A 24,879-nucleotide genomic window follows, 5' to 3' on the forward strand; every position below is an offset into this window, starting at 1 on the left:
GAGTCATTCGTTCATCCCGGCACTATGGGACTATTGGATTGCTAGGAGCCGACCTTCACACTCATTCCGCCGTCCGCCATCACGACCGATCCAACCATGAAGCTGGCTCGCGCGGACGCAAGAAACAGCACGATTTCCGCTATTTCCTTCGGATCGGCTGCGCGCCCGATCGGTGCGCTCTGCCCGTGAGCGGCAAGCGCGGCGACGCCGTCGCCATCGGCGGCCACGGTGTTGAGGATATTCGTGAGTACGTCGCCGGAGCCCACCGCGTTGACCCGGATGCCGTACTCGATGGCCTCCAGCGCAAGCGTTCGCGTCAGTTGCGCAAGCGCGCCTTTGGACGCGGTATAGGCCGCGATCGTGGGGAACGCAAAGTACGACGCGTATGACGCTACATTGACGATAGCGCCTGAGCGGCGGGGGATCATTGCCTTCATCGCTTCACGCGAGTGCAGGAAAGCACCGGTCAGGTTGACGTCGATGATTCGCTGCCAATCGGCGCGCGACATGTCCACCACGAGCTTGTTGATGATGATGCCCGCGTTGTTCACGAGGAGATCCACTTGCCCGAATCGCTCGATAGCGAGTGAGACGGCTCGCTCGGCACTGCCATCGGCGGAAATATCCGCAACGAGCGGCACGATGTTGGCACTGGCGAGCGCCTCGACCGCGGGATCGATGTCCTCGGCGACGACTCGCGCGCCGCGCGCTACGAGCAGCTCCGTGATCGCGCGCCCAATCCCGCTTGCCGCGCCGGTGACGATCGCAACCTTGCCGGCGACTTCTTCTTCGATACCGTACATGTTCATTTCCTCATAGCTGATTGTCGGTCGAACTGACGCCCAGTTCGAAATGGCAGAAAGAAATGTACGTGTGCCGGACCCGCGGAACCATAGCTACGGTTCTCGCATGCTTGCCTAAAAGTATCAGCAGAAAGAAGCGACTCTGCGCTTCGTCTATAGTGGCTACCACCGGTAATGCCATCCCAGGAACACGCATGCTCGCGCGGCAAAAGCGAATCATCGGACTGATCAAGCGGCTCGCGCCGAACGAGGGATACACGGCCTCGCTGCTGCCCGGAGTCAGCTTCATGCGCTCGAATCGCTCTCTTGGTCGCACGCTGGTTCTATACGAACCGAGCATCGTCCTCGTTTGCCAGGGACGCAAACGCGGCTTTCTCGGCGACGATGTTTTTCTCTACGATGCGAACCACTATCTGGTGCTTTCGGTGCCGTTGCCGTTTTCCACCGAGACTGAAGCGACACCAGACGAACCACTGCTCGCGGTCACACTCCGTCTCGATCCGGGCATCACCACCGACCTGATGCTTGCTGTCGATGCCACGGGCACCCCACTACCAGCGGCGCCGCGCGGCATCTATTCCACTCCGATCAACCAGCGGCTTGCGGGCGCCCTGCTGCGTCTGGTCGAGGCGCTCGCCTCGCCGCTGGAAGCGAAGATCGTCGCGCCGCTGGTGGTACGCGAGATCTGCTTCCTCGTGTTGACCGGCGAGCAAGGCGACGCGATGCGCGCGTCGCTCGCCACCACCGGACACTTCTCGCAGATCGCGCGAGCGTTGCGGCGCATCCATGCCGATTACGATCGGCCTATCGATGTCGATACGTTGTGCGGCGAATGCGGGATGAGTGCCCCGACGTTTCACCGCCATTTCAAGGCCGTGACCCATACCACGCCGATTCAATATCTGAAGTCGACGCGGTTGCGCCTGGCCCGTCTGCTGATGATCCGCACCGGGTTGACGGCGTCCGCCGCTTCGGCACGAGTCGGCTATGAAAGTCCGTCGCAATTCAGCCGGGAATTCAAGCGTTTGTTCGGCCGCGCGCCCACGCAAGAAGTCGCGCAGATGAAGGCCGCGTTTGCATGGTCCGAACCAATGTGAACGCCTGAGCGCATTGGATCATTTGCCCGATGCCGCCGGCCCAGGCGATGATTCGGGCCGCGAACGCATGTACGGCGCCAGATTTTTCGCGGGTGTTGACCATTGTGGACTGAATGGTTTATAAATCACCCATGCCTAACACCACCATCCCCGCCGACCGCCAGCGCGGCCGCCCCCGCGAGTTCGACCCCGACCGGATTATCGAGCGGGCAATGCAGATCTTCTGGACGCGCGGCTATCAAGGCACCTCCTTACCGGACTTGCTGGAAGCGACCAGGCTCTCCCGAGGCAGTTTGTACGCAGCTTTCGGCGACAAACACGGGCTGTTCCTGCTCGCTCTCGATCGCTACATCGTCCAGGCGCTCAAGCGTCTGGACGATGAGCTTGCGTCGGGCCAGACAGCGCTAGCCGGGTTGCAGACGTGTCTGGACGGTTATGTCGCGCGTACCGATGGCGCGGCCGGCAAGCGCGGCTGCCTGGTGGTGGCTACGGCAATGGAATTGGCGGCACACGACCAGGAAGTGTCGAAACGGATCGCTCATTTCTTTGCGGCAATGGAAGCCCGGCTGGCGAGGGCCTTGCAGCATGCGCAGAAAGAAGGCGCTCTGCTCAGGAACGCTAGCCCCGTAGCGACGGCTCACCTGCTCGTTTGCTTTCTGGAAGGACTACGTGTCGTTCGCAAGACAGGCTCCGAGCCCGACAAGGCAAGAGATGCCGTGCGAGCGCTTATCAGCAGCCTGACCACTTAACTCCTGGCAATGCGGTGCGCCGCGTTATCTCGCGCCCATTTTTAAACCAAATAGTCCACAATCCATGAAAGCCATCCATATCGCAGCGGCCCTGCTTGTCCCTCTGTTGTGGGGATTGCAGTACGCCGTCATCAAAGCGGGGCTCACGGTATTGCCGCCATTATTTTTCGCCGGCCTGCGATTCGCGGTGATTGCCGCGATTCTCATCCCCTTTGTCGGGAGAATTCGGGCGCCGGAGATCAGGCCAATCTTCGTCATCTCATGTTTCATGGGCGGGGTGAATTTCGCGTGCGCTTTTGTCGGCTTGACGCAGGCGCCGGCGGGCGTTGCCGGGATTGCCAATCAGCTTTGGACTCCGTTCACGCTGCTGCTTGCGTGGCCCATGCTCGGCGAGAAACCCTCTGCCCGTACGGTGCTCGGCGTCGGTATCGCGCTGGTTGGTGTAGCGCTTTCAATCGCGGATCCCAGGCTGAAGGTGCCGGCTATTCCAACGCTCTTTGTGATCGGCTCCGCGCTCGGATTGGCGATGGGCAATGTACTGGCCAAGAAGTTCGGCCCTTTCGACCCAGTAAAGCTGTTTGCGTGGATGTCGTTCTTCACCGCAATCCAGCTTCTTGGCCTTTCCCTGATCGTGGAGAGCGGTCAGGTTCAAGCGCTTCAGAGAGCATCGAGTTCTGAATGGCTGGCTTTCGCTTTTACCGTGATGCTCGGCGGTATCGCGGCATTCATCACATGGTTCTGGCTTATCGCGCGATTTTCGATGGCGCGAGTTGCCCCCTACGCGTTGCTGCAATCCTTTTTCGCAATTAGCGCTGGGGTGCTCTTCAGACATGAACCCGTTACGCCGGCGCTGATCTGGGGCGCCGTTATCTGTGTTATCGGAGTCGCGCTCAGCCAGTGGCCTGTCCCCGCCCGGCTGCGCACGGCAGGCAACACGCAATAAAGCATTCGCAAAACCGCCACGCTTTTTTCACTACAAACCAAAGGAACACATAATCATGGCGAAATTCGTGCTGGTTCACGGCGCTTTTCAGGGCGGCTGGGTTTACGCACAAGTCGCCCGCCGGCTACGCAAGGCCGGACATGATGTCTACACGCCCACGCTGACCGGCCTCGGAGAACGCTCTCATCTGGCCGACCGGGCGATCAACCTCGACACGCACATTCAGGACATCGTCAACGTCTTCAAGTACGAAGACATAACCGATGCAATCTTATGTGGCCACTCGTATGGCGGTCTGGTCATCACTGGCGTCGCGCATGAAATCGGCCATCGCATTCGCACGCTTTTCTATCTCGACGCGTATGCGCCAGCCGATGGGCAGTCGCTCGTCGACATTACAGGCGCCGACACCGCGCTGGCATTCCTGTCGCAGGCGCGCGAACACGACGGAATGATTCCGCCTATTCCAGCCTCCGTCTTCAACGTGAATGGTGCGGACGCCGCGTGGGTCAACCGGATGTCGGGGCCGCAGCCGCTGGCCACTTTCGTTCAGGGCGTTCGAGCGGGCGTGGATGCGGCGCCGGTGGCCAATCGCACCTATGTATTCGCGAGTGAGAACGGCGGCGACTGGTTCGTGGACACGCATGCCCGCCTGAAGAACGCCCCCGGATGGAAAGTCCAGAAAATCGCGTGTGGACATTCGATCATGCTGGACCGTCCCGCGGAGTTGGCGGCGCTACTGCTGGCGGAAGCGCCGCATTGAGGTTTCGCTGTCCTCTTTAATATCGTCGCCAACGGTACGAACGTGGTTCCAACGTACCGCTCGCGCGGACAAACACTCACAAACCCGGCGACAAACCGCCATCGATTCGCAGATTCGCGCCGGTGATATATCCCGCGAGCGGATTGACGAGAAACGCGACCGCATCCGCAATTTCGTCCAGCCGCCCCACCCGGCCGACGGGAACCTGAGCGAACATCGGCAGAACCGCGCGCTCGGTAACTGGCCACGGCGCGTGCTTATCGGCCACGCCGCGCTCCGCCGCAACTTCGCGGAAACGGCTATCGAGTGCCGCACTGTGTATCGTGCCGGGCGAGACGGCGTTGACCGTGATCCCGTCTGCGGCGACTGCCTTCGCCATCGACGCGGTCATCGCGTTTATCGCGGCCTTGCAGGCGGAATAGTCGGGCGCGGCCGGTGGTGGCATCGTCGCCGCGATGCTCGAAATATTCACGATACGTCCCCAGCCAGACTGCTTCATCCCGGGCAACAGCCGGTTAGTGACACGAAGGGCGGCCAGCACGTTGCGATCGTAAGCGGACGCCCACGAAGACGGTTGTGTATTTGCCCACAGCTCTTTTGAGCCGCCCGACCCGCCGGCGTTATTGACCAGGATATCGATAGGGCCGGCGAGCTTTACCGCGTCCTCGACCAATCGCTGCACATCGTCGTCGCGCGTCAGATCGCCCACGACCACATACGCGTGCCCGCCCTGCACGATGATTTCATTGGCCACCTGCTCTGCCTGCCGTTCGTTGCGACCGTGAACGATGGCTGTTGCCTTCTCCTGCGCGAGTTTCCTCGTCATTGCTTCGCCAATTCCTTTGCTGCTGCCGGTGACGAGAGCCTTCTTGCCGTGCAATTGCAGATCCATCGTATGTACTCCATTTTTGAAGTAGCAGTTTTCCAGCGCAGAAAAAGCCAGGAATGTAGCGCAAGCTCGCGATGGCCAGGATCCGTCATTCGACCGATACCGGCAAGCCGCCGGCGCTGCGATCCTACTGTCCATGCCGAACGCCCCCGAGGCAGTAGGCACGAGTCATTCGCCAACGACAGAGGTCGCTTTGAAGCATTCGACGATACACCCCGCGTGGGTCCGCATTTTTCACTGGGTCAACGCCACGGCCGCTATCGCCATGTGTCTGAGCGGCTTGCTGGTGTATGACGCCTCCCCGATTTTTCCGGCAGTAAGGTTTCCGCTATCGATCACGCTCGGCGGCTGGCTGGGCGGCGCGCTGCTCTGGCACTTCGCGGTCATGTGGATTCTGGTCGCCAACTTTCTCGCCTACCTGGTGCTGGGCATCGCGACGGGACGACTGCGCAAGACACTGTTGCCGGTCGGCGCGCGGGCCGTCGTTGCCGACTTCGTCGCGGCGCTGCGCGGCAAGCTCAGCCACAGCGACCCCGGCCGCTACAACGCGGTGCAGAAGCTCGCCTACCTGGTCGTGATCGCCGACATCGGGCTTCTGGTGGTGTCGGGTCTGACTATCTGGAAGCCGGTGCAGTTCGGAGTGCTGCGAACCTTGATGGGCGGATTCGATAACGCGCGCGTTGTCCATTTCGCCGCGATGAGCGTGCTTATCGGCTTTACCGCGATTCACGTCGCGATGGTCGCGCTCGTTCCACGCTCGCTGCTCACCATGATTCGAGGCCGATGATCATGAATAATCCGAAACATGTTCGCAAGCCCGGTTCGGCATGGAATCCCGACGCGCAATCCATCGTCAAGGACGCGCGAAACGCACTGCAATCGCCGCAGCGCCGCCTGCTCGGCAAGCGCATCCTCACGCTGGGCGGCCTGATGCTGCTGTCGGGCTGCGACCTCACGAACGACAAGTCGGTCAATACCATGCTGCGCCGGGTGTCGTCGTTCAACGACGACGCGCAAGCGCTGCTGTTCGATCCGCGCAAGCTCGCGCCGACTTACCCGGAATCGACGATCACGCGGCCGTTCCCCTTCAATGCGTACTACGACATCGATCAGGTGCCGGCCGTGGATGCGCACAGCTATCGCCTCGAACTCGGCGGACTCGTGAACGGCAAACGCATATGGACACTCGACGAACTGCATGCGCTGCCGCAGGAAAGCCAGGTGACGCGGCACATCTGCATCGAGGGATGGAGCGCGATCGGCAAATGGGGCGGCGTGCGATTCGCCGACTTCCTGTTGCGAGCCGGCGCCGATACCACCGCGAAATACGTGGCCCTGCACTGCGCGGACAACTACTGGACCAGCATCGACATGCCGACCGCGCTGCATCCTCAAACTCTGCTCACGCTGACATACGACGGCGATACCCTGCCTGCGAAGTACGGCTTTCCGATGAAGCTGCGCATCCCCACCAAGCTCGGCTACAAGAACCCGAAACATATCGTCGCGATCACCGTCACCAACACCTTCCCTGGCGGCTATTGGGAAAACCAGGGATACAACTGGTTCGGCGGTAGCTGAGCGTTAAGCCCAGCGCCGCTGAATCATCTAACCGCAACCCACCCAACGGAGCACCCATGTCCATTCGACTCAAACTCGCCGTTTCCTTTGTCGCGCTGACGCTCGCCGGCACTGCCTTCGCGCAAGCGTCCGCGGGCAAGCCCGAACGGATTCGTGGCGAGATCGTCTCGCTGTCCGGCGACACTCTCCAGGTCCACCGCCGCAGCGGCGACACCGTCACCATCGAAGTCGACCAGAAGGCCGGCGTCAACGCGGTGAAGAAAATCGAGCTTGCCGATATCAAAGCCGGCTCGTATGTGGGCGCGGCCGCGATGCCGGGCCCGGACGGCAAGCTGACCGCGAAGGAAGTGGTGGTCTTTCCCGAAGCCGCGCGCGGCACGGGCGAAGGTCACTATGCGTGGGATCTCGGTGCCAACAGCACGATGACGAACGCGAACGTGGACACGGTCGTGCAAGGCACGAGCGGACGCGATCTGAAGCTTTCGTACAAGGGCGGCAGCAACACGATCAACGTGCCGGTCAATGTCCCGGTCGTGACGCTCATTCCCGCGACGCGCGCCGACCTGACGACCGGCAAAAAGGTCTTCGTCGTGGCCACCCCGGATAAGAACGGCTCCTACGACGGACACGTGATCGTCGTCGAGAAGGACGGCGTCGCGCCCCCGATGTAACTCGCTTCTACAACAAGCCCAACGTCGAAGCCTTCAACGTCGCGGCGGCACGCGTCGAGCACTCGAGCTTGCGAAATACGCTTTCGACGTGCGTGCGCACGGTGCTCGGGCTCAGCTCGAGTTCGCGGGCCGCTTCCTTGTTGCTGGCGCCGCGACTGATCGAGCGCAGCACGTCGATCTCGCGCGCGGAAAGCCGGACGGCTGGCTGGCGCGCACGCGCAGCGCGGGTGCCGCGTGCACCCGGTGGCGGCGGGTCTCCCGCGTCGATCAACGCCGCGACGACGTCGCCGTCGAAGCGTCCTTCGTCCGCCTCGCTGCGCAACCGTTGGGCGACTTCGCCGGAAGGCAATGCGTCGCGCCACGGCCGCTTCTGGCCGAGCGCGACAAACGCGACCACGGCACTGAGCACGCGCGCTTCGAACGACAACGCCGTCCCGCTCACGCCGCGGAAATAGCCGGAGCCGTCGAGCCGTTCGAACGCATATGAAGCCAGTTCAGCGGCCTGCGCAAGCGAGCCGGTCTGTTTGCCGGCGCGTGCGGTCCAGTACGGGACGAGCCGCACTTTTTCCCACTCGGCGGCGGAAAGGCGCGCCGGCGAATTCCAGATCGCATTCGGCACGGCGGCGCGCCCCATGCCGTGAATCAGGGCCGCCGTATACAGACGCGCCTGACACGCCGCGTCGGCGCCGAGCTGCTTGCCGCAGGCCGCCGCGGCGCGCGCCACCGCGCGCGAGTAGCCGGTCATCCACGGCAGCTTGAGGTCGATCACATCGCCGATCAGTTCGGTCGAAGAGGTTTCCTGCATCTGCGGTGTCTGCATCGACGCATCGAATCCGGCGGGCTCGGTATTCGCCAGTGCCTCCAGCCAATCGGCCGCCTGTTCGGCGACGAGCGCGACGAGTTCGGCCGGATAACGCGTCCCCTGCTGGGCGGTAATCAAAGCGAGCGCGCGCGGCAAGCCATAGACGCGGCTAAGGACTTCCAGATCGCCCGCCAGCGAGACCACGTACACCGCGCGCGGCACTGCCGCGCCTGCGAGGCCGTCCGGGATGCCGGTGCCGTCCCACGTTTCGAAGATATGGCGCAGCGTCGCTTCGGTGTCGGTCCCAAGGCACAGGATTCGTGCGACTTCACCGGAGACCTCGCAGTGAATCTGCGCCAGCGATTGGAGCGCGCCTTTGAAGGCCTGCGGTTCGACTGTCGTCGTCCAGTCCTGCCGCTGTGCGAGCATCGCGTCGCGGCCGGCCACATCGTCGCCGAGCACATCGGCGAATCCCGACGCGTTGGCCGTGCACCCCGACCACCTCAGCAGCGCCGCTTGTGCAGCGGTGGCGGCGAGCGCGCCGCCCTCGCCGGTTGCGTGGGCTAACCGGGCAGCGAGCCAGGCCGTTCGTGGCGAATGGTCGGTCGGCTGCCCCATGCTGAGGTCGCCGACGAAGGCGAGCGCCTTGACGGCGTCGTATGCGCGAAGCTCGGTGTGTACGAGTGGTGCGATTTCGTTTCCCTTCACAGATCCACCGATTACATGGGTGAGCGGCGACGAACGACCGGGGCGCCCCACCACCTCACTGCGAGACCGGCACCATTGCGCGGGTCATCTTCGTTGCAAAGCAGTCCATGAAGACCCGCGAGGCGCGGTTGGCCAGCTTGATGGCGGGCCGCGGGCCGCTGTCTACTAGACGATCCTTTTCGCTTCGTCGCGCCAGTAGTGTTGCTGTTTCCAACCAAGCAGGCGCTTGAGCTTCTCGTTGCTGAGCAGGGTCTCGAATTCGCCTAGTTGCTTTTTGAGCGGCACGCCGGGGTAGTAGTGTCGGAGCAATTCCGCGGTGGGTACGTCGGACGACACGTCGTCCGACGCGACGTTCATGATCTGAAAACCGAGGCCGTCCTTTTCGATGGCGAGCCGGCACGCGCTCGCGAGATCGCGGCCGTCGATATAGCTCCACGCAATCCTCTTGCGCAGTGCTGGATCCTTGAGCCACGCCGGAAACTTCGCGTAGTCGCTGGGTTCGAGCACGTTACCAATACGAAAGCAGTAAATGTCAGAGCCGGTGCGCGCGTGGAACGCCTTCGCCGTCACTTCGTTGATAACCTTTGACGTTGCGTAGCTGTCCATCGGGTTCACGGGGTAGTCCTCGTCGAGCGGGAAGTACTCTGGACTGCGATCCCGGTGCGCGAACACCATACCGTACGTGGTTTCGCTCGATGCCACGATCACCTTGCGGATGCCAAGCTTCGACGCTGCGTCGAGGATGTTGTACGTGCCCATCACGTTGATCCGGTAGACCTCGTTGTCGGGCGTTATCATGATCCGAGGGATCGCCGCAAAATGCACAATCGCATCGATCGGCTTTGGTTCGAGGTCGTCGGCGAATTCTCCCGGCGCCGTGCTCGATGCCAACGCATTGAATACCTGACCCGCATCGGTGATGTCCGTGATCAAGGTGCGCGCCGTGCGTTCGGCCATGGGTACGCGATCAAGATTCATCACTTCGTAACCGTGCTCGACCAGGTCCTGGACGACCCATTTTCCGGCCAGGCCGCTGCCGCCGGTCACAATCACTCGTTTCGTCATGTGCTCCTCCTTTAATGTTTTTCCCACTTAACATGGCATGCGGCGAAGCGTTCTCCGAGTACGGCACGATGACAGGCCGCGTTCATTCGATGGCAGGGCAACGCGAAGTGAATGCACCGCTTTTGCATCAGCACATCGGGTTCGGCGCCATGCTCGGCGCGCAGCGTCAAGAACAGTTCGTCCAGATGCCAGGTGAAAGTCTTATGGTTTCTTCCACAACGACACCGCCTGAACGAATTATGGAAGAACCATGAGTTGGCGGAAGGCAGATGGAGTCGAACCATCCTGAGAGCGTCTGACGCCCCCAACCGGGTTTGAAGCCCGGCCGCACCACCGGATACGAATGCCTTCCTAAGGTGATTGCTGTGTACTCGCCGCGAAGCTCAAACCAGATCGAGCCAGCGGCTATCCGTGCGCATCAGGTGCAGGCCACGGTGGAAGCGAGTATAACCAACGCGGTCAAAGAACTCCAAAAGCTGGATCGCGCGTTTTCTGCCAAGTCCGGTCGCGTCGCGAAACGGCGCGGCCGCTACCGTGCCCGCATTCTTCTGCGCCTCGCTGGCCGCAATCGCAGCGAGTTCGCGTATCACCTGCTGGTGATAGAACAGGTCGTGCACGACCTGGAACAGTTCGCCCTGGCGCGCGAGCTTGCGCAGCAACTGACGCATCCGCTCTTCGGGCACGTTGTGCGCGTTGGCCAGATCGCGCACCCACGGCGGATCGAAACGGCCGGCCTCGATCTGCGGCAGCAGCGCCGCCGCGAGCGTTTGGTCGGCGGCATCGAGCGTCACCGTGTGGCCGGGCAGATGCAGCCACGGCCCGCGTTTGACGAGTTCGCCGCGCGCCGCCGCGTCATCGACCAACGCACGCCACAGCGCGTCGTCGACCAGCGGCGCCGCGATGCGCCGCAAGCGCGAGCCGTCCGGCCCGAGTTCGTCGGGCGAGCGCTCGTGATATTGCGCGAGCGCGCTCGTGAGCCGTTCCGCGAGCGTCTGCCAGGCGACACCGGCTACCAATAGCGCATCGTGTCCGGGCCGTTCGACCACCCGCGTATCCGCCGGCAGCGCCAGCGCCGCCGCCGGCATCCCCGTCAAACGCTCGAGCAACGCGCGCGACACACCGTGCGGCGCGCGCGCGAACAGCGCGTCGAGCGTGCCGGTGTCGAGCCACGTCTGCATCGCATCGAGCCACGCGAGCCGTTCCGGCGAGCGACGCTTGCGCGCGGGCGCGAACGGATCGAGCACGTGGCCGCCGCCGATCGTCCGACTGGCCTGCGCGTTACGCACAACGAAACGATCGCCGGGCACCGCGCATAGCGGTCGCTCGAACACCAGCTGCACGCGCGCGCTCTGACCCGGGCCGAGCGCATCGCGTTCGAGCAGCGCGACATGCGCAACCTGATGCTGGGTGCCCAGATGCACGTGTACCGGCGTCCATTGTTCGAGTGCCTGCGGCGCGTCGGCGAGCAGCGTCAACGCGACGTCGATCCGCTCGCTCGCCTGCGACAGACGCGGATCGACGATCCAGTCACCGCGTTCGATCGCGTTCTTCTCGATACCCGCGAGGTTCAGCGCGCAGCGCTGCCCGGCACGCCCAGTGTCGGCAGCGCGATTCTGCGCATGGATGCTACGCACGCGAACCGGTTGATTTTTCGGCGCGAGCAGCATCGTGTCGCCGACACTCACGCTGCCCGCAACCACGGTCCCGGTCACGATCGTGCCCTGCCCGGCCAACGTGAACACGCGGTCGACCGCCAGCCGGAACAGTCCATCGTCTCGTCTCATTCGCCACGCGGCGGCTTCCGTGCGCAGATGCGCGTTCAACGCCGCGACGCCCGGATCGCCGGCCTGCGTCGCGCAGGTGTCGAACAGCGGCGCATCGCGCAGCACGCTGCCGGCGACGAACGCACTCACTTCCTGTTGAACTTCCCGAAGACGCTGCGCATCGACGCGATCGACCTTGGTGATCGCGATCGCGCCGCGCCGGATGCCGAGCAACTCGACGATCGCCAGATGCTCGCGCGTTTGCGGCATCACGCCGTCGTCGGCGGCGATTACCAGCAGCGCGAAATCGATCCCGCTCGCGCCCGCGGCCATCGTATGCACGAGCTTTTCGTGGCCCGGCACGTCGATCAGCCCGAGCACCTCGCCGTCGTCGAGCGGCACGTACGCGTAGCCGAGTTCGATCGAAATGCCGCGGGCTTTTTCTTCCTTGAGCCGGTCCGTGTCGACCCCGGTCAACGCCTTCACCAGACTCGTTTTGCCGTGGTCGATATGCCCGGCTGTACCGACGATCATGCGTATCCGCCCTTCGATTTCACATCAATTGCCATCGGTCGGCGTGCCGGGTTGCGCGCCGGTTTTCGCGTCCAGCTGCGCGATCAGTTGCGCTTCGTCGGGCGCTTCGAGACAGCGCAGATCGAGCCGCAATGCATCGTCCGCGATCCGGCCGATCACCGGCCGCGCCATTTCGCGCAACTGCTTTTCCAGCGCCAGCAGGTGCCGGCCGCCGCGCTTGCCGTCCGTCATCCTGACAACCAGCCCGTAGCTCGGCAGCACGTCGACCGGCAACGCGCCGCTGCCGATCTGGCTGAACATCGGCTCGGCGGCCACCGTATAGCGCGCGCCGATCGCCTGCTGCAACGCCGGCTGCACGCGCAGCGCGGCGCCATGGATTTCGTCGGCGGCACGCGTGAGCAGACGCAACGTAGTCAGGCGCTCGCGCAGCTTCTCCGGCGCGCGATACAGCTGCAACACCGGCTCCAGCGCCGCGAGCGTCAGCTTGCCGACCCGCAGCGCGCGCTTCAACGGATGCTTCTTGATCTTCGCGATCAGATCGCGCCGCCCGACGATCAGCCCCGCCTGCGGGCCGCCGAGCAGCTTGTCGCCGCTGAACGTGACGACGTCGGCGCCGGCCTCGACGGTCTCGCGCACGGTCGGCTCGCGCGGCAAACCCCATTCGCTCAGATCGACCAGCGTGCCGCTGCCGAGATCGACGGCGACCGGCAGCCCGCGGATATGCGCGAGCGGCGCGATCTCGTCGATGCCGACTTCCTTGGTGAAACCGCTGATCGCGTAATTGCTCGCGTGCACCTTCATCAACAGCGCGGTGTTCGGGTTGATCGCTTCGTCGTAGTCCTTCAGATGCGTGCGATTGGTCGTGCCGACCTCGCGCAGCTTCGCGCCCGCGCGGCTCATGATGTCGGGGATCCGAAACGCGCCGCCGATCTCGACCAGCTCGCCGCGCGACACCACCACTTCCTTCTTCGCCGCGAGCGCGGACAGCGTCAGCAGCACCGCGGCCGCATTGTTGTTGACCACGGTCGCCGCCTCGGCGCCGGTCAGCTCGCAGATCAGTTCGTCGATCAGATCGTCGCGGTCGCCGCGCTTGCCGGTGGCCAGATCGAATTCGAGGTTCGCGGGCTGGGTGAGCGCGCCCATCACCGCGCGCACCGCCTCGTCCGGCAGCAGCGCGCGGCCCAGGTTCGTATGCAGCACGGTGCCAGTCAGATTGAACACGCTGCGCAGTTGCGACCGGTTGCGCTGGCGCAGCGCGGCTGCGACGCTCTCGTGCAGGCCAGCGGTATCGAGCGCGCTGAGCGGCGGGCTGGCCGCGGCGTCGGCCGCTTTCGCGCTGATTCGCCATGCGTCGAGCGCATCGCGCAGCGCGTTCAGCACCTGGCTGCGCCCGTATTCATCGACAAGCGCCGCGAATTCCGCCGACGCCATCACCTTTTCCACCGACGGCACGCGCGCCATCAGCGCGCGCAATTCCGAGCCGCTCACATCGCTCACGAAGCCCTCCCCCTCAGGCAATCCCTCTCGGGCCAATCACGGTCATGTACCTGCCTGCTTGCCGCCGCCTTGACGTCAGGCCGACGTGTCGTCGTCCGCCGCCGCGCCGGCCGTGCGTTCCGGCCACAGCCACGGATGCGGCGACGCGCGCCGGTAGCCTTCCTCGCCCATCAGCAGATCGAGCGTCAGACTCGCGAGGTCGTCCGCGAACGGTTCGAAGTCATAGTCTTTCGCCTGAATGCCGATTTTGCGGTAAGTATGGCATTCGTCGCACGACTCCGCCTTTAGCGCCGCGTTCTTCGCTTCGGCTTCGCGCGCCTCGGCGTCGGCCTCGGGCGAGCCGGCCACGTGATACGCGATGCCCTTGGTCGAATCGCAATTCGAGCATTTGCTGCGGACCATATGCCACTCGGTCGCGCACAGCCCGCATTGCAGATAGCGGTAGTTGTCGTACGCGCCGCCGACCCGCACCGTGCTCGCGACCGGATGCGAGCCGCACACCGGGCACAGCCCCGGCGTGTCGAGATAGGGCACCGCGCGTTTGTCGATGTCGGCGGCCAGATCGGTCCACACCACCTGCAGCGCGGCCATGATGAACGGCGCGCCAGCGGGATCGACCTCGTCGAAGCGCTGCGCGAAGATCGCGTCGGCCTGCGCTTCGAGCGCGTCGGCGCCGAGCGCGCGCAGTTGCGCGAATAGCGCCGCCAGCGGCGGCGTCAGCGGGCCGGCCGCCTCGACCTTGTCGAGCAGTTGCCGCAGCACGTCGCGCCACGCCGGATCGCGCGCGCCGGACAGCGCCGGCACCAGCGGCATCGAGTATTGCTGCGCGCTCGCGATCAGCTCGGCGCTCGGCGGCTGCGCCTTGAAGCCGGTGATGATCGCCTGCTGCGCGTCGGCGAGCGCCGCCATCAGCCGCAGATAACCGGCGATCGGATTGCTGCGCGCCGCCAGCTGGCGCAGCCGCGCGGCGCGCGGCGCGAACACCGCGAGCCGTTCCGGCATGCGCAGGCGGGGAATCGCCGAGGGGTCGAGCGATTCGATGTCGGCGGCTTCGAGAATGCGTTGAACCAAAGTATCGACCTCTGAAAACTGAAGAGCCGCCGCCCGTCATCGACGAGGAGCGGCGGCCCGGTGCGGGGCACTGCGAGCGGCGCGATGGATTGCTCGCGCCGGCGCAGCACGTTTATTTACCGATGATTTCCCTGAACCAGTTCGGATGATGCTTGCGAGCCCAGCCGTACGTGACGGTGCCGCGCGTCATCGCGCCGATCGAGCCCTTGACCCACAGCGCCGCGTAAATATGCACGATGATGCCGACGATCAGCACGAACGCGACCGCCGCATGCACGAGCGACGAGAGCCGGATGAGTTCGATCGGGAAATACAGCGAGAAGTAGCGCCGCCAGATCACGATGCCGCTCAGCAACAGCAGGATCATGCAGATCACCATCACGAAGAACAGCAGCTTCTGACCGGCGTTGTACCTGCCGATCGCGGGCAGCTTCTCCTCGCGATTGTTCAGTACGTCGCACATCTGCTTCATCCACTGGATGTCCGCCTTGTCCAGATAGTTGTGATGCCAGAAACGCAGCGCAAGAATCAGGAACGAGATGAACATCACGCAGCCGATGAACGGATGCAGAATCCGCGTCCACTGCCCGCCGCCGAGCACGAAGTACAGGAATGCCATCGCCGGATGAAACATCGCGAGGCCCGACAGCGCGAGCAGGATGAACGTGAGCGCGGTGATCCAGTGATTGGTGCGCTCGTTCGGCGTGTAACGCACGATCAGGCGGTGACCCTTCACGTCGATGAGGTCGCTATGCTCGGTGTGCTTCATGATGCCTCCCGGGAACGGCGTGCTTCGTCGGCTTCCTGGTGGGCCGCCAGTTCGTCGGCCTCGCTGACTTCGTTCGGACCGACACGCGTGTAGTGGAAGAAGCCGGCCACCGCCGCGAGCGCCATGCCGGCGAGCGCGAGCGGCTTCGCAATGCCCTTCCACACCCTGACCATCGGATCGATGCGCGGCTTGTCCGGCAGCCCGTGATACAGCGACGGCCGGTCCGCGTGATGCAGCACGTACATCACGTGCGTGCCGCCGACCGCCGCCGGATCGTACAGGCCGGCGTTCTGGAAGCCGCGATCCTTCAGGTCGACGATCCGCTCCTCGGCCTGCTGCGTCATGTCCTCCTTGGTGCCGAACATGATCGCGCCGGTCGGGCAGGTCTTCACGCAAGCCGGCTCCTGCCCCACCGCGACGCGGTCGGAGCACAGCGTGCACTTGTACGCGCGACGATCCTGCTTCGAAATGCGGGGCACGTTGAACGGGCAGCCGGTCACGCAGAAGCCGCAGCCGATGCAGTTTTCCTCGTGAAAATCCACGATGCCGTTGGTGTACTGCACGATCGCGCCCGGCGACGGACAGGCCTTCAGGCAGCCCGGCTCGTCGCAGTGCATGCAGCCGTCCTTGCGGATCAGCCATTCGAGATCGCCGGCGGAGTTCTCGTATTCCGAGAAGCGCATCACGGTCCACGAATGCTCGGTGAGGTCCGCCGGGTTGTCGTAGACGCCGACATTCACGCCGATTTCGTCGCGCAGGTCGTTCCACTCCATGCAGGCGGTCTGACAGGCCTTGCAGCCGATGCACTTCGATACGTCGATGAGCTTGGCGACCGTGCCGGTGGCCGGCGCGCGCGCCTGCGGCGGCTCGACGGTCGTCGCGGAGATACGTCTGATATCCAGTGATTGGAGTGCCATCTCTTTTCCTTATGCCTTTTCGACCTTGACGAGGAACGACTTGAATTCCGGTGTCTGCGAATTCCCGTCGCCCACGGAGGGCGTTAGCGTATTGACGAGATAGCCCGGCCTCGTAAGCCCCTTGAAACCCCAATGCAGCGGCAGCCCGACGGTCTGAACCTTCTTGCCCTCGATCATCAGCGGCTTGATCCGCTTGGTGACGACCGCGACCGCGACCACGTGCCCACGGTTGGACGACACCTTGATGCGGTCGCCCGCGACCACGCCGATCTCCTTCGCGAGGTCCTCGCCGATCTCGACGAACTGCTCGGGCTGGATGATCGCGTTCAGCCGCGCGTGCTTGGTCCAGTAGTGGAAATGCTCGGTCAGACGATAGGTGGTCGCCGTGTGCGGGAAGTTCTCGTGCGTGCCGAACGCCGCCTTGTCGCCCGGGAACACGCGCGCCGCCGGATTGCTGACGGCCAGCTTGTTGTCCGGATGCAGCGGGTTGTAGCCGAGCGGCGTTTCGAACGGTTCGTAGTGCTCGGGGAACGGCCCTTCGGCCATCCCGTCGCGCGCGAAGAACCGCGCCACGCCTTCCGGATTCATGATGAACGGACTCATGCCGTTTTCAGGCGGCTCGTCCAGCTTGAAGTCCGGCACGTCGGCCCCGCCCCACGTCCTGCCGTTCCACGCAACGAGCTTGCGGGTCGGGTCGAACGGCTTGCCGCTGACGTCGCACGATGCGCGGTTGTACAGCACCCGGCGATTGGCCGGCCACGCCCAGGCCCAGTTCAACGTATTGCCGATGCCGGTCGGGTCCGAGTTGTCGCGGCGGCCCATCTGGTTGCCCGCCTGGGTCCACGAGCCGCAGAAAATCCAGCAGCCGCTCGCGGTCGAGCCGTCGTCGCGCAGCTGCGCGAAGCCCGCGAGCTGCTCGCCGCGTTTCGCGAGCACCTTGGTTTTGTCGGTCGGGTCGGTGACGTCGGCGAGCGCCTTGCCGTTGAACTCCATGGCGAGTTCTTCGGGAGTCGGGCTTGCCGGGTTCGAGTACGGCCAGCTCAGGTTCAGGATCGGATCGGGATACTTGCCGCCGTCCTTGCGATACGCGTTGCGGATGCGCAGCCACAGCTCCGACATGATCTCGAGGTCGCTCCTCGCTTCGCCCGGGCCGTCCGCGCCTTGCCAGTGCCACTGCAGCACGCGGCTCGAGCTGACCAGCGAGCCGCGTTCTTCCGCGAAGCAGGTGGTCGGCAGACGGAACACCTCGGTCTGGATCGAGGCGGCGTCGACGTCGTTGTGATCGCCGTAGTTCTTCCAGAACTCGGAGGTTTCGGTGGCGAGCGGATCCATGATGACCAGCCACTTGAGCTTGGCCAGACTCGCGCCGACCTTCGCTTTCCACGGCGCCGCCGCGAGCGGGTTGAAGCCCTGCGCGATGTAGCCGTTCATCTTGCCCTGGCTCATCAGCTCGATGGCCTGCAGCAGGTCGTACGACTTGTCGAGCTTCGGCAGATAGTCGAAACCGAAGTTGTTCTCGGCGGTCGCGTTGTCGCCCCACCACGACTTCATCAGGCTGACGTGGAACGCCCGGTAGTTGCGCCAGTAGCTCAACTGGTTCGGTCGCAGCGGCTGGGTGGCGCGCTTGGTGATGTACGCGTCGAAGTCCTGCTCCGCTTCCATCGGCAGCGTCATGTAGCCCGGCAGCAGGTTCGACATCAGCCCGAGGTCGGTCAGCCCCTGGATGTTCGAGTGGCCGCGCAGCGCGTTCACGCCGCCGCCGGCAATCCCGATGTTGCCGAGCAGCAGCTGCACCATCGCGCCGCTGCGCACGTTCTGCGCGCCGACCGAGTGATGGGTCCAGCCGAGCGCGTACAGGATCGTACCGGCGCGTCCCGGCACCGCCGTGGACGCCAGCATCTCGCACACGTGCAGGAATTTATCCTTCGGTGTGCCACAGATTTTCTCGACCTGCTCGGGCGTGTAGCGCGAGTAGTGCCGCTTCATCAGCTGGTACACGCAACGCGGATCCTGCATGGTCGGATCGACCTTCACGAAGCCGTCGTCGCCGCGCTCGTAGTCCCACGAGGTTTTGTCGTAGCTGCGTTTCCCGGCGTCGTAGCCGGAATACAGACCGTCGTTGAACGCGAAATCCTCGCGGACGATGAACGACATGTCCGTGTAGTTCTTCACGTACTCGTGCTGGATCTTGTCGTTCGTGAGCAGATAGTTGATCACGCCGCCAAGGAACGCGATGTCCGTGCCGGTGCGAATCGGTGCGTAGTAATCCGCTACCGATGCTGTGCGCGTAAAGCGCGGGTCGACCACGATCAGACGCGCCTTGCGGTGCGCCTTGGCTTCGGTGACCCATTTGAAACCGCATGGGTGTGCCTCGGCCGCATTGCCGCCCATCACGAGAATCACGTCCGCGTTTCTGATGTCGACCCAATGGTTCGTCATCGCTCCACGGCCAAACGTCGGGGCAAGACCTGCCACCGTCGGGCCATGTCAGACACGCGCCTGATTGTCGAATGCGAGCATCCCAAGGCTGCGAACCGCCTTGTGCGTCAGATAACCGACTTCGTTGCTGCCGGCCGACGCCGCGAGCATGCCTGTGGTCAGCCAGCGGTTGACCTTCTTGCCGTCCGCGCTGGTCTCGACGAAGTTCGCGTCGCGATCTTCCTTCATCAACTTGGCGATGCGGTCGAGCGCGTCTTCCCACGAAATGCGCTTCCACTCGTTCGATCCGGCCGCGCGGTACTCGGGGTAATGAAGGCGGCTCTCGCTATGGATGAAGTCGATCAGGCTCGCGCCCTTCGGGCACAGCGTGCCGCGATTGACCGGATGGTCGGGATCTCCCTCGATGTGGAAGATGCTCGTCTTCGCGTTCTTGGCGCCGTCGCCAAGGCCATACATCAGGATGCCGCAGCCCACCGAGCAGTACGGGCAGGTGTTGCGGGTTTCGGTTGCGCGCGACAATTTGTACTGCCGGACTTCGGCCAGCGCGCGCGTCGGCGAGAAGCCCATCAGGGCAAGACTCGATCCGGCGAGCGTGGTGGCGGAGACCTTCAGGAATTGTCGCCGGGTCATTTGGGTCATTGAATGGCCTCGGCTCTTTTGGGGACAAAAATGATTATAGGTGCCGATTTCGCAGCACGCAGTGAAGATCGTAAAGCAATTGCCAGCGCTAAATATTTATAAATCTGTCCGGGTGGCGGACGGCGGGCATTGTTCATGCTCCATCGATCAGCAATAAATCCACCTTAACGACGGATTATTGCGCTGCCATGAATACTCTTCCTCTGTCCCGCCCGTTCTCCTGGTCATTGTCTAGCCGCGTTGCGCGTGCGCGACTGTGCAATTTTTACATCGGCTCTACCCGTTCGGCGGTCGTGAGCATCGCGACGCTGGCGTTCGCCGGCGCGGCGATGCTGACCGCCAGCGCGCCCGGTCACGCGCAGATTCCGCAGGGCGGAGGCACGAACTCACAGGAGAATCGCGTATCGGAGATGGGTTCGAAACCGGCGTCGTCGACGCCGGAGTTGCACGAATCGCTGAAATCGCAATCGAAAGATAGCGGTCAAGGTAATTCGCGCGGCAAAACCGCCGGTCAGAAACAGAACTCGAAAGGTGCGGGCGGATTTGACAATGGTTTGTACGGAACCGGCGCGGGCAGCAATAAGTAGGTCCGATTAAAACGTCGACGGGTATCAATCCGGCGGGCGGGACAAGCGGCCCGGCGCGATGCTGCACGGCACGAAAACAACCCTCATAATGCGGTGATTCGAAGAACCGGATTTCCGCTCTCATGACCCAACTTCAAGCCAGCCAGCCCCCCCGTCTCACGAGTCTGTCGCACGGCGGCGGCTGTGGCTGCAAGATTGCCCCCGGCCTGCTCGCCGACCTGCTCAAGCGTAGCGCGCCATTACCGTTCTTCCCCGACCTGCTGGTCGGCAACGACACCGCCGACGACGCCGCCGTCTACAAGCTCAACGACGACCAGGCGATCGTCGCGACCACCGACTTCTTCATGCCGATCGTCGACGATCCGTTCGACTTCGGCCGCATCGCGGCGACCAACGCGATCTCCGACGTCTACGCGATGGGCGGCAAGCCGATCATGGCGCTGGCGATCGTCGGCATGCCGATCAACGTGCTGCCGCACGACGTGATCGCGGCCGTGCTGAAAGGCGGCGAGTCGGTCTGCGCGGACGCCGGCATCCCGCTCGCGGGCGGCCATTCGATCGATTCGGTCGAGCCGATCTACGGGCTCGTCGCGCTCGGCGTGGTCGATCCGAAGCGCGTGAAGCGCAACGCGGGCGGCCGGGCCGGCGACGTGCTGATCCTCGGCAAGCCGCTCGGCGTCGGCATCCTGTCCGCGGCGCTGAAGAAAGACCAACTCGACGCGGCCGGCTACGCGGCGATGATCGGCGCGACCACCAAGCTGAACCGGCCGGGCGCCGAACTCGCGCGCCTCGACGGCGTGCACGCGCTGACCGACATCACCGGCTTCGGGCTGCTCGGCCACACGCTGGAACTGGCGCGCGGCTCGAAACTGACCGCGCGGGTGCGCTATGCGGATCTGCCGTGGCTGCCGAACGTCGCGAGCCTCGCGGAAGCCGGCATCTTCACCGGCGCGTCGGGCCGCAACTGGGACGCCTACGGCCGCGACGTGGTGCTGCCGGCGACGCTGCCGGCCGCCGGCCGCGCGCTGCTGACCGATCCGCAGACGTCGGGCGGCCTGCTGGTGTCGTGCGCGCCGGAAGCGGTCGATGAAGTGCTGGCGGTGTTCCGCGCCGACGGCTTCGACGACGCGCGCGTGATCGGCGAGATGGTGGACGGCGAGCCGCGCGTCGAGGTGGTTTGACGCGTCCAGGGGACGCACGGCCGCGCGAAGGGCGGTTTCGCGGCGCTGACCAGCGCTTGCTGGCGACGCCCATGCGATAATTTCACCCTTCCCGCGGTCCGTTTCGTCCCTATTCCCTTGAAAAGCCTTCTCGTCACCCTCGACAAAGCCGGTGATTTCGATGAAATCGTCGACGTCCGCACGCCCCTCGAGTTTGCCGAAGACCATCTGCCGGACGCGATCAACGCGCCGGTGCTGAGCAACGAAGAGCGCGTGCTGGTCGGCACCGCTTACAAGCAGTCGCCGTTCGAGGGCACCCGGCTCGGCGCGGCGCTGGTCGCGCGCAACATCGCCCATCATCTGGAAACCACCTTCGCCGATCGCCCGCGCAACTGGCGGCCGCTGATCTATTGCTGGCGCGGCGGCAAGCGCTCTGGCTCGATGACCACGATGTTCAACATGATCGGCTGGTCGGCGCGGCAACTGGAAGGCGGTTACAAGAGCTACCGGCGCGCGACGCTCGAACGGCTCGAAACCCTGCCGCGCCGCTTCAGCTACATCGCGCTGGTCGGCCCGACCGGCAGCGGCAAGACCCGCCTGCTGTCGGCGCTCGCCGAGGCCGGCGCGCAGACGCTCGATCTCGAAGCGCTCGCCGCGCATCGCGGCTCGCTGCTCGGCGCGTGGAGCGGCGTGCCGCAGCCGTCGCAGAAGGCATTCGACACGCGGCTGGTAAGCGCGCTGCGCGGCTTCGATGCGAACCGGCCGGTATTCGTCGAGGCGGAAAGCCGGCGCATCGGCTCGATCACGCTGCCGCTCGCGCTGCTCGAAACGTTTCATCGCGGCGCGTGCGTCGAAGTGCACTCGAGTCTCGAAGATCGCGCGGCGTTCCTGCTGCACGATTACGCGCACCTGTTCGATCACCCCGACTATCTGAAGGGGCAGCTGCAGCGGATGATCGGCCTGCACAGCCGCGAACGGGTGACGGGCTGGCAACGGCTGGTCGACGAGAACCGGCGCGCCGAACTCGCCCACGAACTGATCGAGCGCCATTACGATCCCGCTTACGCGCGCAGCAGCGGCGAGCATTTCGACCAGTTGCCGAACGCGCTGCGACTCGATTTCCGTCCTAACGACGACGACGTCGTCGAGCAGGCGAAAGCGCTGCTCGCGCAGCTCGACAGCCGCACGCTTGTCGTCGGCTAACAAAAACAACCTCAGGATCATCATGCAATCAACTCTTCGGCAACCTCGCGTCGCCGCCGGCTGGATCGTCTTCCTGCTGATCGCGGTCGTCGGCCTGTTCTATGTGAAGTGGTTTCCGTACTACAACCGTGCGTTCGTCGCCGCGAGCCAGCATTCGATCGGCAAGTCGATCCTGATGGGCACGTCGGCGAGCGCGCCCGCGGCTTCGTGGCAGTCGGCGATCGATTACGCGTTCGCCTACGGCAAGGCGATCTGGCAGGCGATGGTGCTCGGCCTGCTGCTCGGCTCCGCGGTGCAGGCGCTGATTCCGCCGCAGTGGGTCGCGCGCGCGCTCGGCCGCAGCGACTTCAGCAGCGTCGTGAAGGGCGGCCTGATGTCGTTGCCGGGGATGATGTGCACCTGCTGCGCGGCGCCGGTCGTCGCCGGCCTGCGCGCGCGCGAAGCGGCGCCGGGCGCGGCGATCGCGTTCTGGCTCGGCAATACCGCGCTGAATCCGGCCACGCTGATCTTCATGGGCTTCGTGCTCGGCTGGCAGTGGATGGGCCTGCGGCTCGCGCTCGGCATCGTGATGGTGTTCGGCCTCGGCTATCTGGTGAACCGGATGGTCACGCCGAAAGAAGCCGAGGCATCGCGCGCGGCCATCGCCGAACTGGTTAAAAGCGACGATCCGGGCACCGCGTTCTCGCGCTGGGTCAAGATTCTCGGCCGCATGACGCTGCGGCTCGTGCCCGAGTACATCGTGCTGGTGCTGATTCTCGGCGCGGCGCGCGCGTGGCTGTTCCCGCACATCGGACCGGACATCGACAACAGCCTGCTGTGGATCGTCGCGCTGGCGATTGCCGGCACGCTGTTTGTGATTCCGACCGCCGGCGAAGTGCCGATCATTCAGGCGATGCTGTCGTTCGGCATGGCGGCCGGTCCGGCCGGCGCGCTGCTGATGACGCTGCCGCTCGTCAGCGTGCCGTCGCTCGCGATGCTGGCGCGCTCGTTCCCGCGCCGCGTGCTGACGGTGGTCGCGTGCGCGGTGATGGCGTGCGGGGTGGTTAGCGGATTGCTGGCGGTGGCGCTGGGATTCTGAGTTTGAGAGGTTGTGGATTTTCGAGTATGAAACGCATCGCCGCATTCGCCGTAACCTGCTGGTCCGCCGCCGGGCTGCTCTATGTCGGTCAGCACTCGCTCGCGCTGATCGCATTGAGCGGTGTGGTCGCGTTCGCGGGCTTCGATCTGCTGCGGCCGTAACGGCCGCGGCGCAGTCTTTTTCTCCTCCGTTTCGTTCTTTGTCGGCGGTGTGACGGCGGCGATGTTGCATCGCCGTTTCCGTGCCGCTCCCCCGCTTCCACCGTTTCCCTTTTTCTCGCCAGCGCAGCGCGACTTGCATAGTCGCGCCTGTCCTCTCTGGTTCCCCGCCTTCGGCGAACTTAGGTGTATACCCCGCGTCGCCAGCTATTGTCACCGCATTATCAGCCTGTCGATAATGCTCTCATGGATGTGAAAACCGCGGCACGCGTCTTCGACGTGATAAACCTGTTTGCCGAACTGCGGCAACCGATGATCTACAGCGAAATCGCCCGTCGCACCGGCATTCCGCTGTCGAGTTGCCACGCCCTTTTGCAAACGATGGTCGCGAAGGGCTATCTGTACGCGCCGGGCGTCAAGGCCGGCTACTACCCGACTCAGCGGCTGCTGCACGTCGCGCGCGACATCTGCGGCGAGGACCCGCTCACGCTGCTGTTCCAGCCGCTGCTCAGCGCGCTACGCGATGCGACCGGCGAGACCGCCGCGCTCGCGACGCTCGCCGGCAACCGGGTGGTGTATCTCGAAGTGCTCGAATCGCGCCAGAAAATCCGCTATAGCGACGAGCCCGGCGGCTTCATGCCGGTGCATGCGAGCGCGGCGGGCAAGGCGCTGCTCGGCGCGCTGCCGGCCGCCGCGCGGCGTGCGCTGCTCGATAGTTGCGAACCGCTGAGCGCGTCGGCCGACGGTTCGGTGATCGAGCGCGCCGCGCTCGAAGCCGAGATCGACGAAGGGCTGCAAAACGGCTGGCATCGCTCGACCGGGCAAAGCGTCGAGGACGTCGCGGCCCTCGCGCGCGGCTTCCTGATTCATGGCGAGGCGTTCGCGCTGGTGATCGGCGGCCCGAAAGCGCGGCTGCTGCAAAACGAGCCGGGCGCGGGCGCCGCCCTGCTGGAAATTTACCGACAGATTCCACCGACCCTGCTTGCGTGAAGG

23 protein-coding genes, 1 tRNA gene and 1 pseudogene are annotated in these 24,879 nt (G+C 64.3%); 13 read left to right on the forward strand and 12 right to left on the reverse strand.

Features of this window, described 5'->3' with window-relative positions; all coding sequences use genetic code 11:
• Positions 1-41 precede the first annotated feature (41 nt).
• Positions 42-809 carry an SDR family NAD(P)-dependent oxidoreductase gene (locus LJ656_RS31180; protein WP_230513317.1) on the reverse strand — a complete coding sequence of 256 codons (768 nt, stop codon included), beginning with the start codon at positions 807-809 and terminating at the stop codon, positions 42-44.
• 188 nt (positions 810-997) lie between these two features.
• Between LJ656_RS31180 and LJ656_RS31185 the strand changes: the two genes are divergently transcribed.
• From LJ656_RS31185 to LJ656_RS31200, 4 genes are all read left to right on the forward strand, one after another.
• Positions 998-1,900: an AraC family transcriptional regulator gene (locus LJ656_RS31185; protein WP_230513345.1), complete on the forward strand. Its 903-nt coding sequence runs from the start codon at positions 998-1,000 to the stop codon at positions 1,898-1,900.
• Between the two features lie 131 nt (positions 1,901-2,031).
• Entirely contained in the window at positions 2,032-2,649 is a 618-nt protein-coding gene (locus LJ656_RS31190; RefSeq protein WP_230513318.1) for a TetR/AcrR family transcriptional regulator, read from the forward strand.
• A gap of 64 nt (positions 2,650-2,713) precedes the next feature.
• On the forward strand, positions 2,714-3,592 hold the full coding sequence (locus LJ656_RS31195; RefSeq protein ID WP_230513319.1) for a DMT family transporter: 879 nt from the start codon (positions 2,714-2,716) through the stop codon (positions 3,590-3,592).
• A gap of 55 nt (positions 3,593-3,647) precedes the next feature.
• Positions 3,648-4,355, forward strand: a complete 708-nt coding sequence (locus LJ656_RS31200; RefSeq protein ID WP_230513320.1) for an alpha/beta fold hydrolase — start codon at positions 3,648-3,650, stop codon at positions 4,353-4,355.
• A gap of 76 nt (positions 4,356-4,431) precedes the next feature.
• Here LJ656_RS31200 and LJ656_RS31205 read toward each other — a convergent pair whose 3' ends face one another.
• Positions 4,432-5,247: an SDR family NAD(P)-dependent oxidoreductase gene (locus LJ656_RS31205; protein ID WP_230513321.1), complete on the reverse strand. Its 816-nt coding sequence runs from the start codon at positions 5,245-5,247 to the stop codon at positions 4,432-4,434.
• A 190-nt stretch (positions 5,248-5,437) separates the two neighbouring features.
• Here LJ656_RS31205 and LJ656_RS31210 point away from each other — a divergent pair, with 190 nt between their 5' ends.
• The 3 genes from LJ656_RS31210 to LJ656_RS31220 are packed head-to-tail and all read left to right on the forward strand — an operon-like array spanning position 5,438 to position 7,496.
• Positions 5,438-6,031, forward strand: a complete 594-nt coding sequence (locus LJ656_RS31210; protein WP_230513322.1) for a cytochrome b/b6 domain-containing protein — start codon at positions 5,438-5,440, stop codon at positions 6,029-6,031.
• 2 nt (positions 6,032-6,033) lie between these two features.
• Entirely contained in the window at positions 6,034-6,825 is a 792-nt protein-coding gene (locus LJ656_RS31215) for a molybdopterin-dependent oxidoreductase (protein ID WP_230513323.1), read from the forward strand.
• 56 nt (positions 6,826-6,881) lie between these two features.
• The gene (locus LJ656_RS31220; RefSeq protein ID WP_230513324.1) at positions 6,882-7,496 is read left to right on the forward strand and encodes a hypothetical protein; all 615 of its coding nucleotides are present in this window, start codon (positions 6,882-6,884) and stop codon (positions 7,494-7,496) included.
• Between the two features lie 7 nt (positions 7,497-7,503).
• On the opposite strand, the gene LJ656_RS31225 is transcribed toward LJ656_RS31220, so the two are convergent.
• The 10 genes and pseudogenes from LJ656_RS31225 to fdnG form a co-directional block, all read right to left on the reverse strand.
• The gene (locus LJ656_RS31225) at positions 7,504-9,006 is read right to left on the reverse strand and encodes an HD domain-containing phosphohydrolase (RefSeq protein ID WP_230513325.1); all 1,503 of its coding nucleotides are present in this window, start codon (positions 9,004-9,006) and stop codon (positions 7,504-7,506) included.
• A 165-nt stretch (positions 9,007-9,171) separates the two neighbouring features.
• Entirely contained in the window at positions 9,172-10,071 is a 900-nt protein-coding gene (locus LJ656_RS31230; RefSeq protein ID WP_230513326.1) for an NAD-dependent epimerase/dehydratase family protein, read from the reverse strand.
• A gap of 116 nt (positions 10,072-10,187) precedes the next feature.
• Positions 10,188-10,298, reverse strand: a pseudogene (locus LJ656_RS35165) (IS6 family transposase); the annotation flags it as partial.
• A gap of 29 nt (positions 10,299-10,327) precedes the next feature.
• Positions 10,328-10,423: transfer RNA gene (locus LJ656_RS31240), tRNA-Sec, on the reverse strand.
• 31 nt (positions 10,424-10,454) lie between these two features.
• A complete protein-coding gene (selB, locus tag LJ656_RS31245) occupies positions 10,455-12,368 on the reverse strand; it encodes a selenocysteine-specific translation elongation factor (protein WP_230513328.1) in 1,914 nt (637 codons plus the stop codon).
• A 24-nt stretch (positions 12,369-12,392) separates the two neighbouring features.
• Positions 12,393-13,865, reverse strand: coding sequence for an L-seryl-tRNA(Sec) selenium transferase (gene selA / locus LJ656_RS31250; RefSeq protein ID WP_230513329.1), 1,473 nt, complete (start codon positions 13,863-13,865; stop codon positions 12,393-12,395).
• A gap of 75 nt (positions 13,866-13,940) precedes the next feature.
• Positions 13,941-14,936 carry a formate dehydrogenase accessory protein FdhE gene (gene fdhE / locus LJ656_RS31255; RefSeq protein ID WP_230513330.1) on the reverse strand — a complete coding sequence of 332 codons (996 nt, stop codon included), beginning with the start codon at positions 14,934-14,936 and terminating at the stop codon, positions 13,941-13,943.
• A 112-nt stretch (positions 14,937-15,048) separates the two neighbouring features.
• Positions 15,049-15,705, reverse strand: coding sequence for a formate dehydrogenase subunit gamma (locus LJ656_RS31260; protein WP_230513331.1), 657 nt, complete (start codon positions 15,703-15,705; stop codon positions 15,049-15,051).
• Complete coding sequence (fdxH, locus tag LJ656_RS31265; protein ID WP_230513332.1) at positions 15,702-16,622, reverse strand: formate dehydrogenase subunit beta; 921 nt, start codon at positions 16,620-16,622, stop codon at positions 15,702-15,704. The genes LJ656_RS31260 and fdxH overlap by 4 nt, the downstream gene beginning before the upstream one ends.
• Positions 16,623-16,631: 9 nt before the next feature.
• Positions 16,632-19,700 carry a formate dehydrogenase-N subunit alpha gene (gene fdnG, locus LJ656_RS31270; RefSeq protein ID WP_230513333.1) on the reverse strand — a complete coding sequence of 1,023 codons (3,069 nt, stop codon included), beginning with the start codon at positions 19,698-19,700 and terminating at the stop codon, positions 16,632-16,634.
• A 293-nt stretch (positions 19,701-19,993) separates the two neighbouring features.
• Between fdnG and LJ656_RS31275 the strand changes: the two genes are divergently transcribed.
• The 6 genes from LJ656_RS31275 to LJ656_RS31295 all read left to right on the forward strand — a co-directional run bounded on the left by LJ656_RS31275 (position 19,994) and on the right by LJ656_RS31295 (position 24,876).
• Complete coding sequence (locus tag LJ656_RS31275; protein WP_230513334.1) at positions 19,994-20,287, forward strand: beta-xylosidase; 294 nt, start codon at positions 19,994-19,996, stop codon at positions 20,285-20,287.
• Between the two features lie 122 nt (positions 20,288-20,409).
• Entirely contained in the window at positions 20,410-21,468 is a 1,059-nt protein-coding gene (gene selD, locus LJ656_RS31280) for a selenide, water dikinase SelD (protein ID WP_230513335.1), read from the forward strand.
• A gap of 117 nt (positions 21,469-21,585) precedes the next feature.
• Complete coding sequence (mnmH, locus tag LJ656_RS31285; RefSeq protein ID WP_230513336.1) at positions 21,586-22,650, forward strand: tRNA 2-selenouridine(34) synthase MnmH; 1,065 nt, start codon at positions 21,586-21,588, stop codon at positions 22,648-22,650.
• Positions 22,651-22,672: 22 nt separating this feature from the next.
• Complete coding sequence (locus tag LJ656_RS31290; protein WP_230513337.1) at positions 22,673-23,728, forward strand: permease; 1,056 nt, start codon at positions 22,673-22,675, stop codon at positions 23,726-23,728.
• Positions 23,729-23,754: 26 nt separating this feature from the next.
• Positions 23,755-23,889, forward strand: a complete 135-nt coding sequence (locus tag LJ656_RS34925) for a hypothetical protein (RefSeq protein ID WP_256701958.1) — start codon at positions 23,755-23,757, stop codon at positions 23,887-23,889.
• Between the two features lie 243 nt (positions 23,890-24,132).
• Positions 24,133-24,876 (forward strand): IclR family transcriptional regulator, encoded by a 744-nt coding sequence (locus tag LJ656_RS31295; protein WP_230513338.1) that lies wholly within the window; start codon positions 24,133-24,135, stop codon positions 24,874-24,876.
• Positions 24,877-24,879 lie beyond the last annotated feature (3 nt).

This window comes from Paraburkholderia sejongensis (genome assembly GCF_020880815.1).
Taxonomy (GTDB): Bacteria; Pseudomonadota; Gammaproteobacteria; order Burkholderiales; family Burkholderiaceae; genus Paraburkholderia; species Paraburkholderia sejongensis.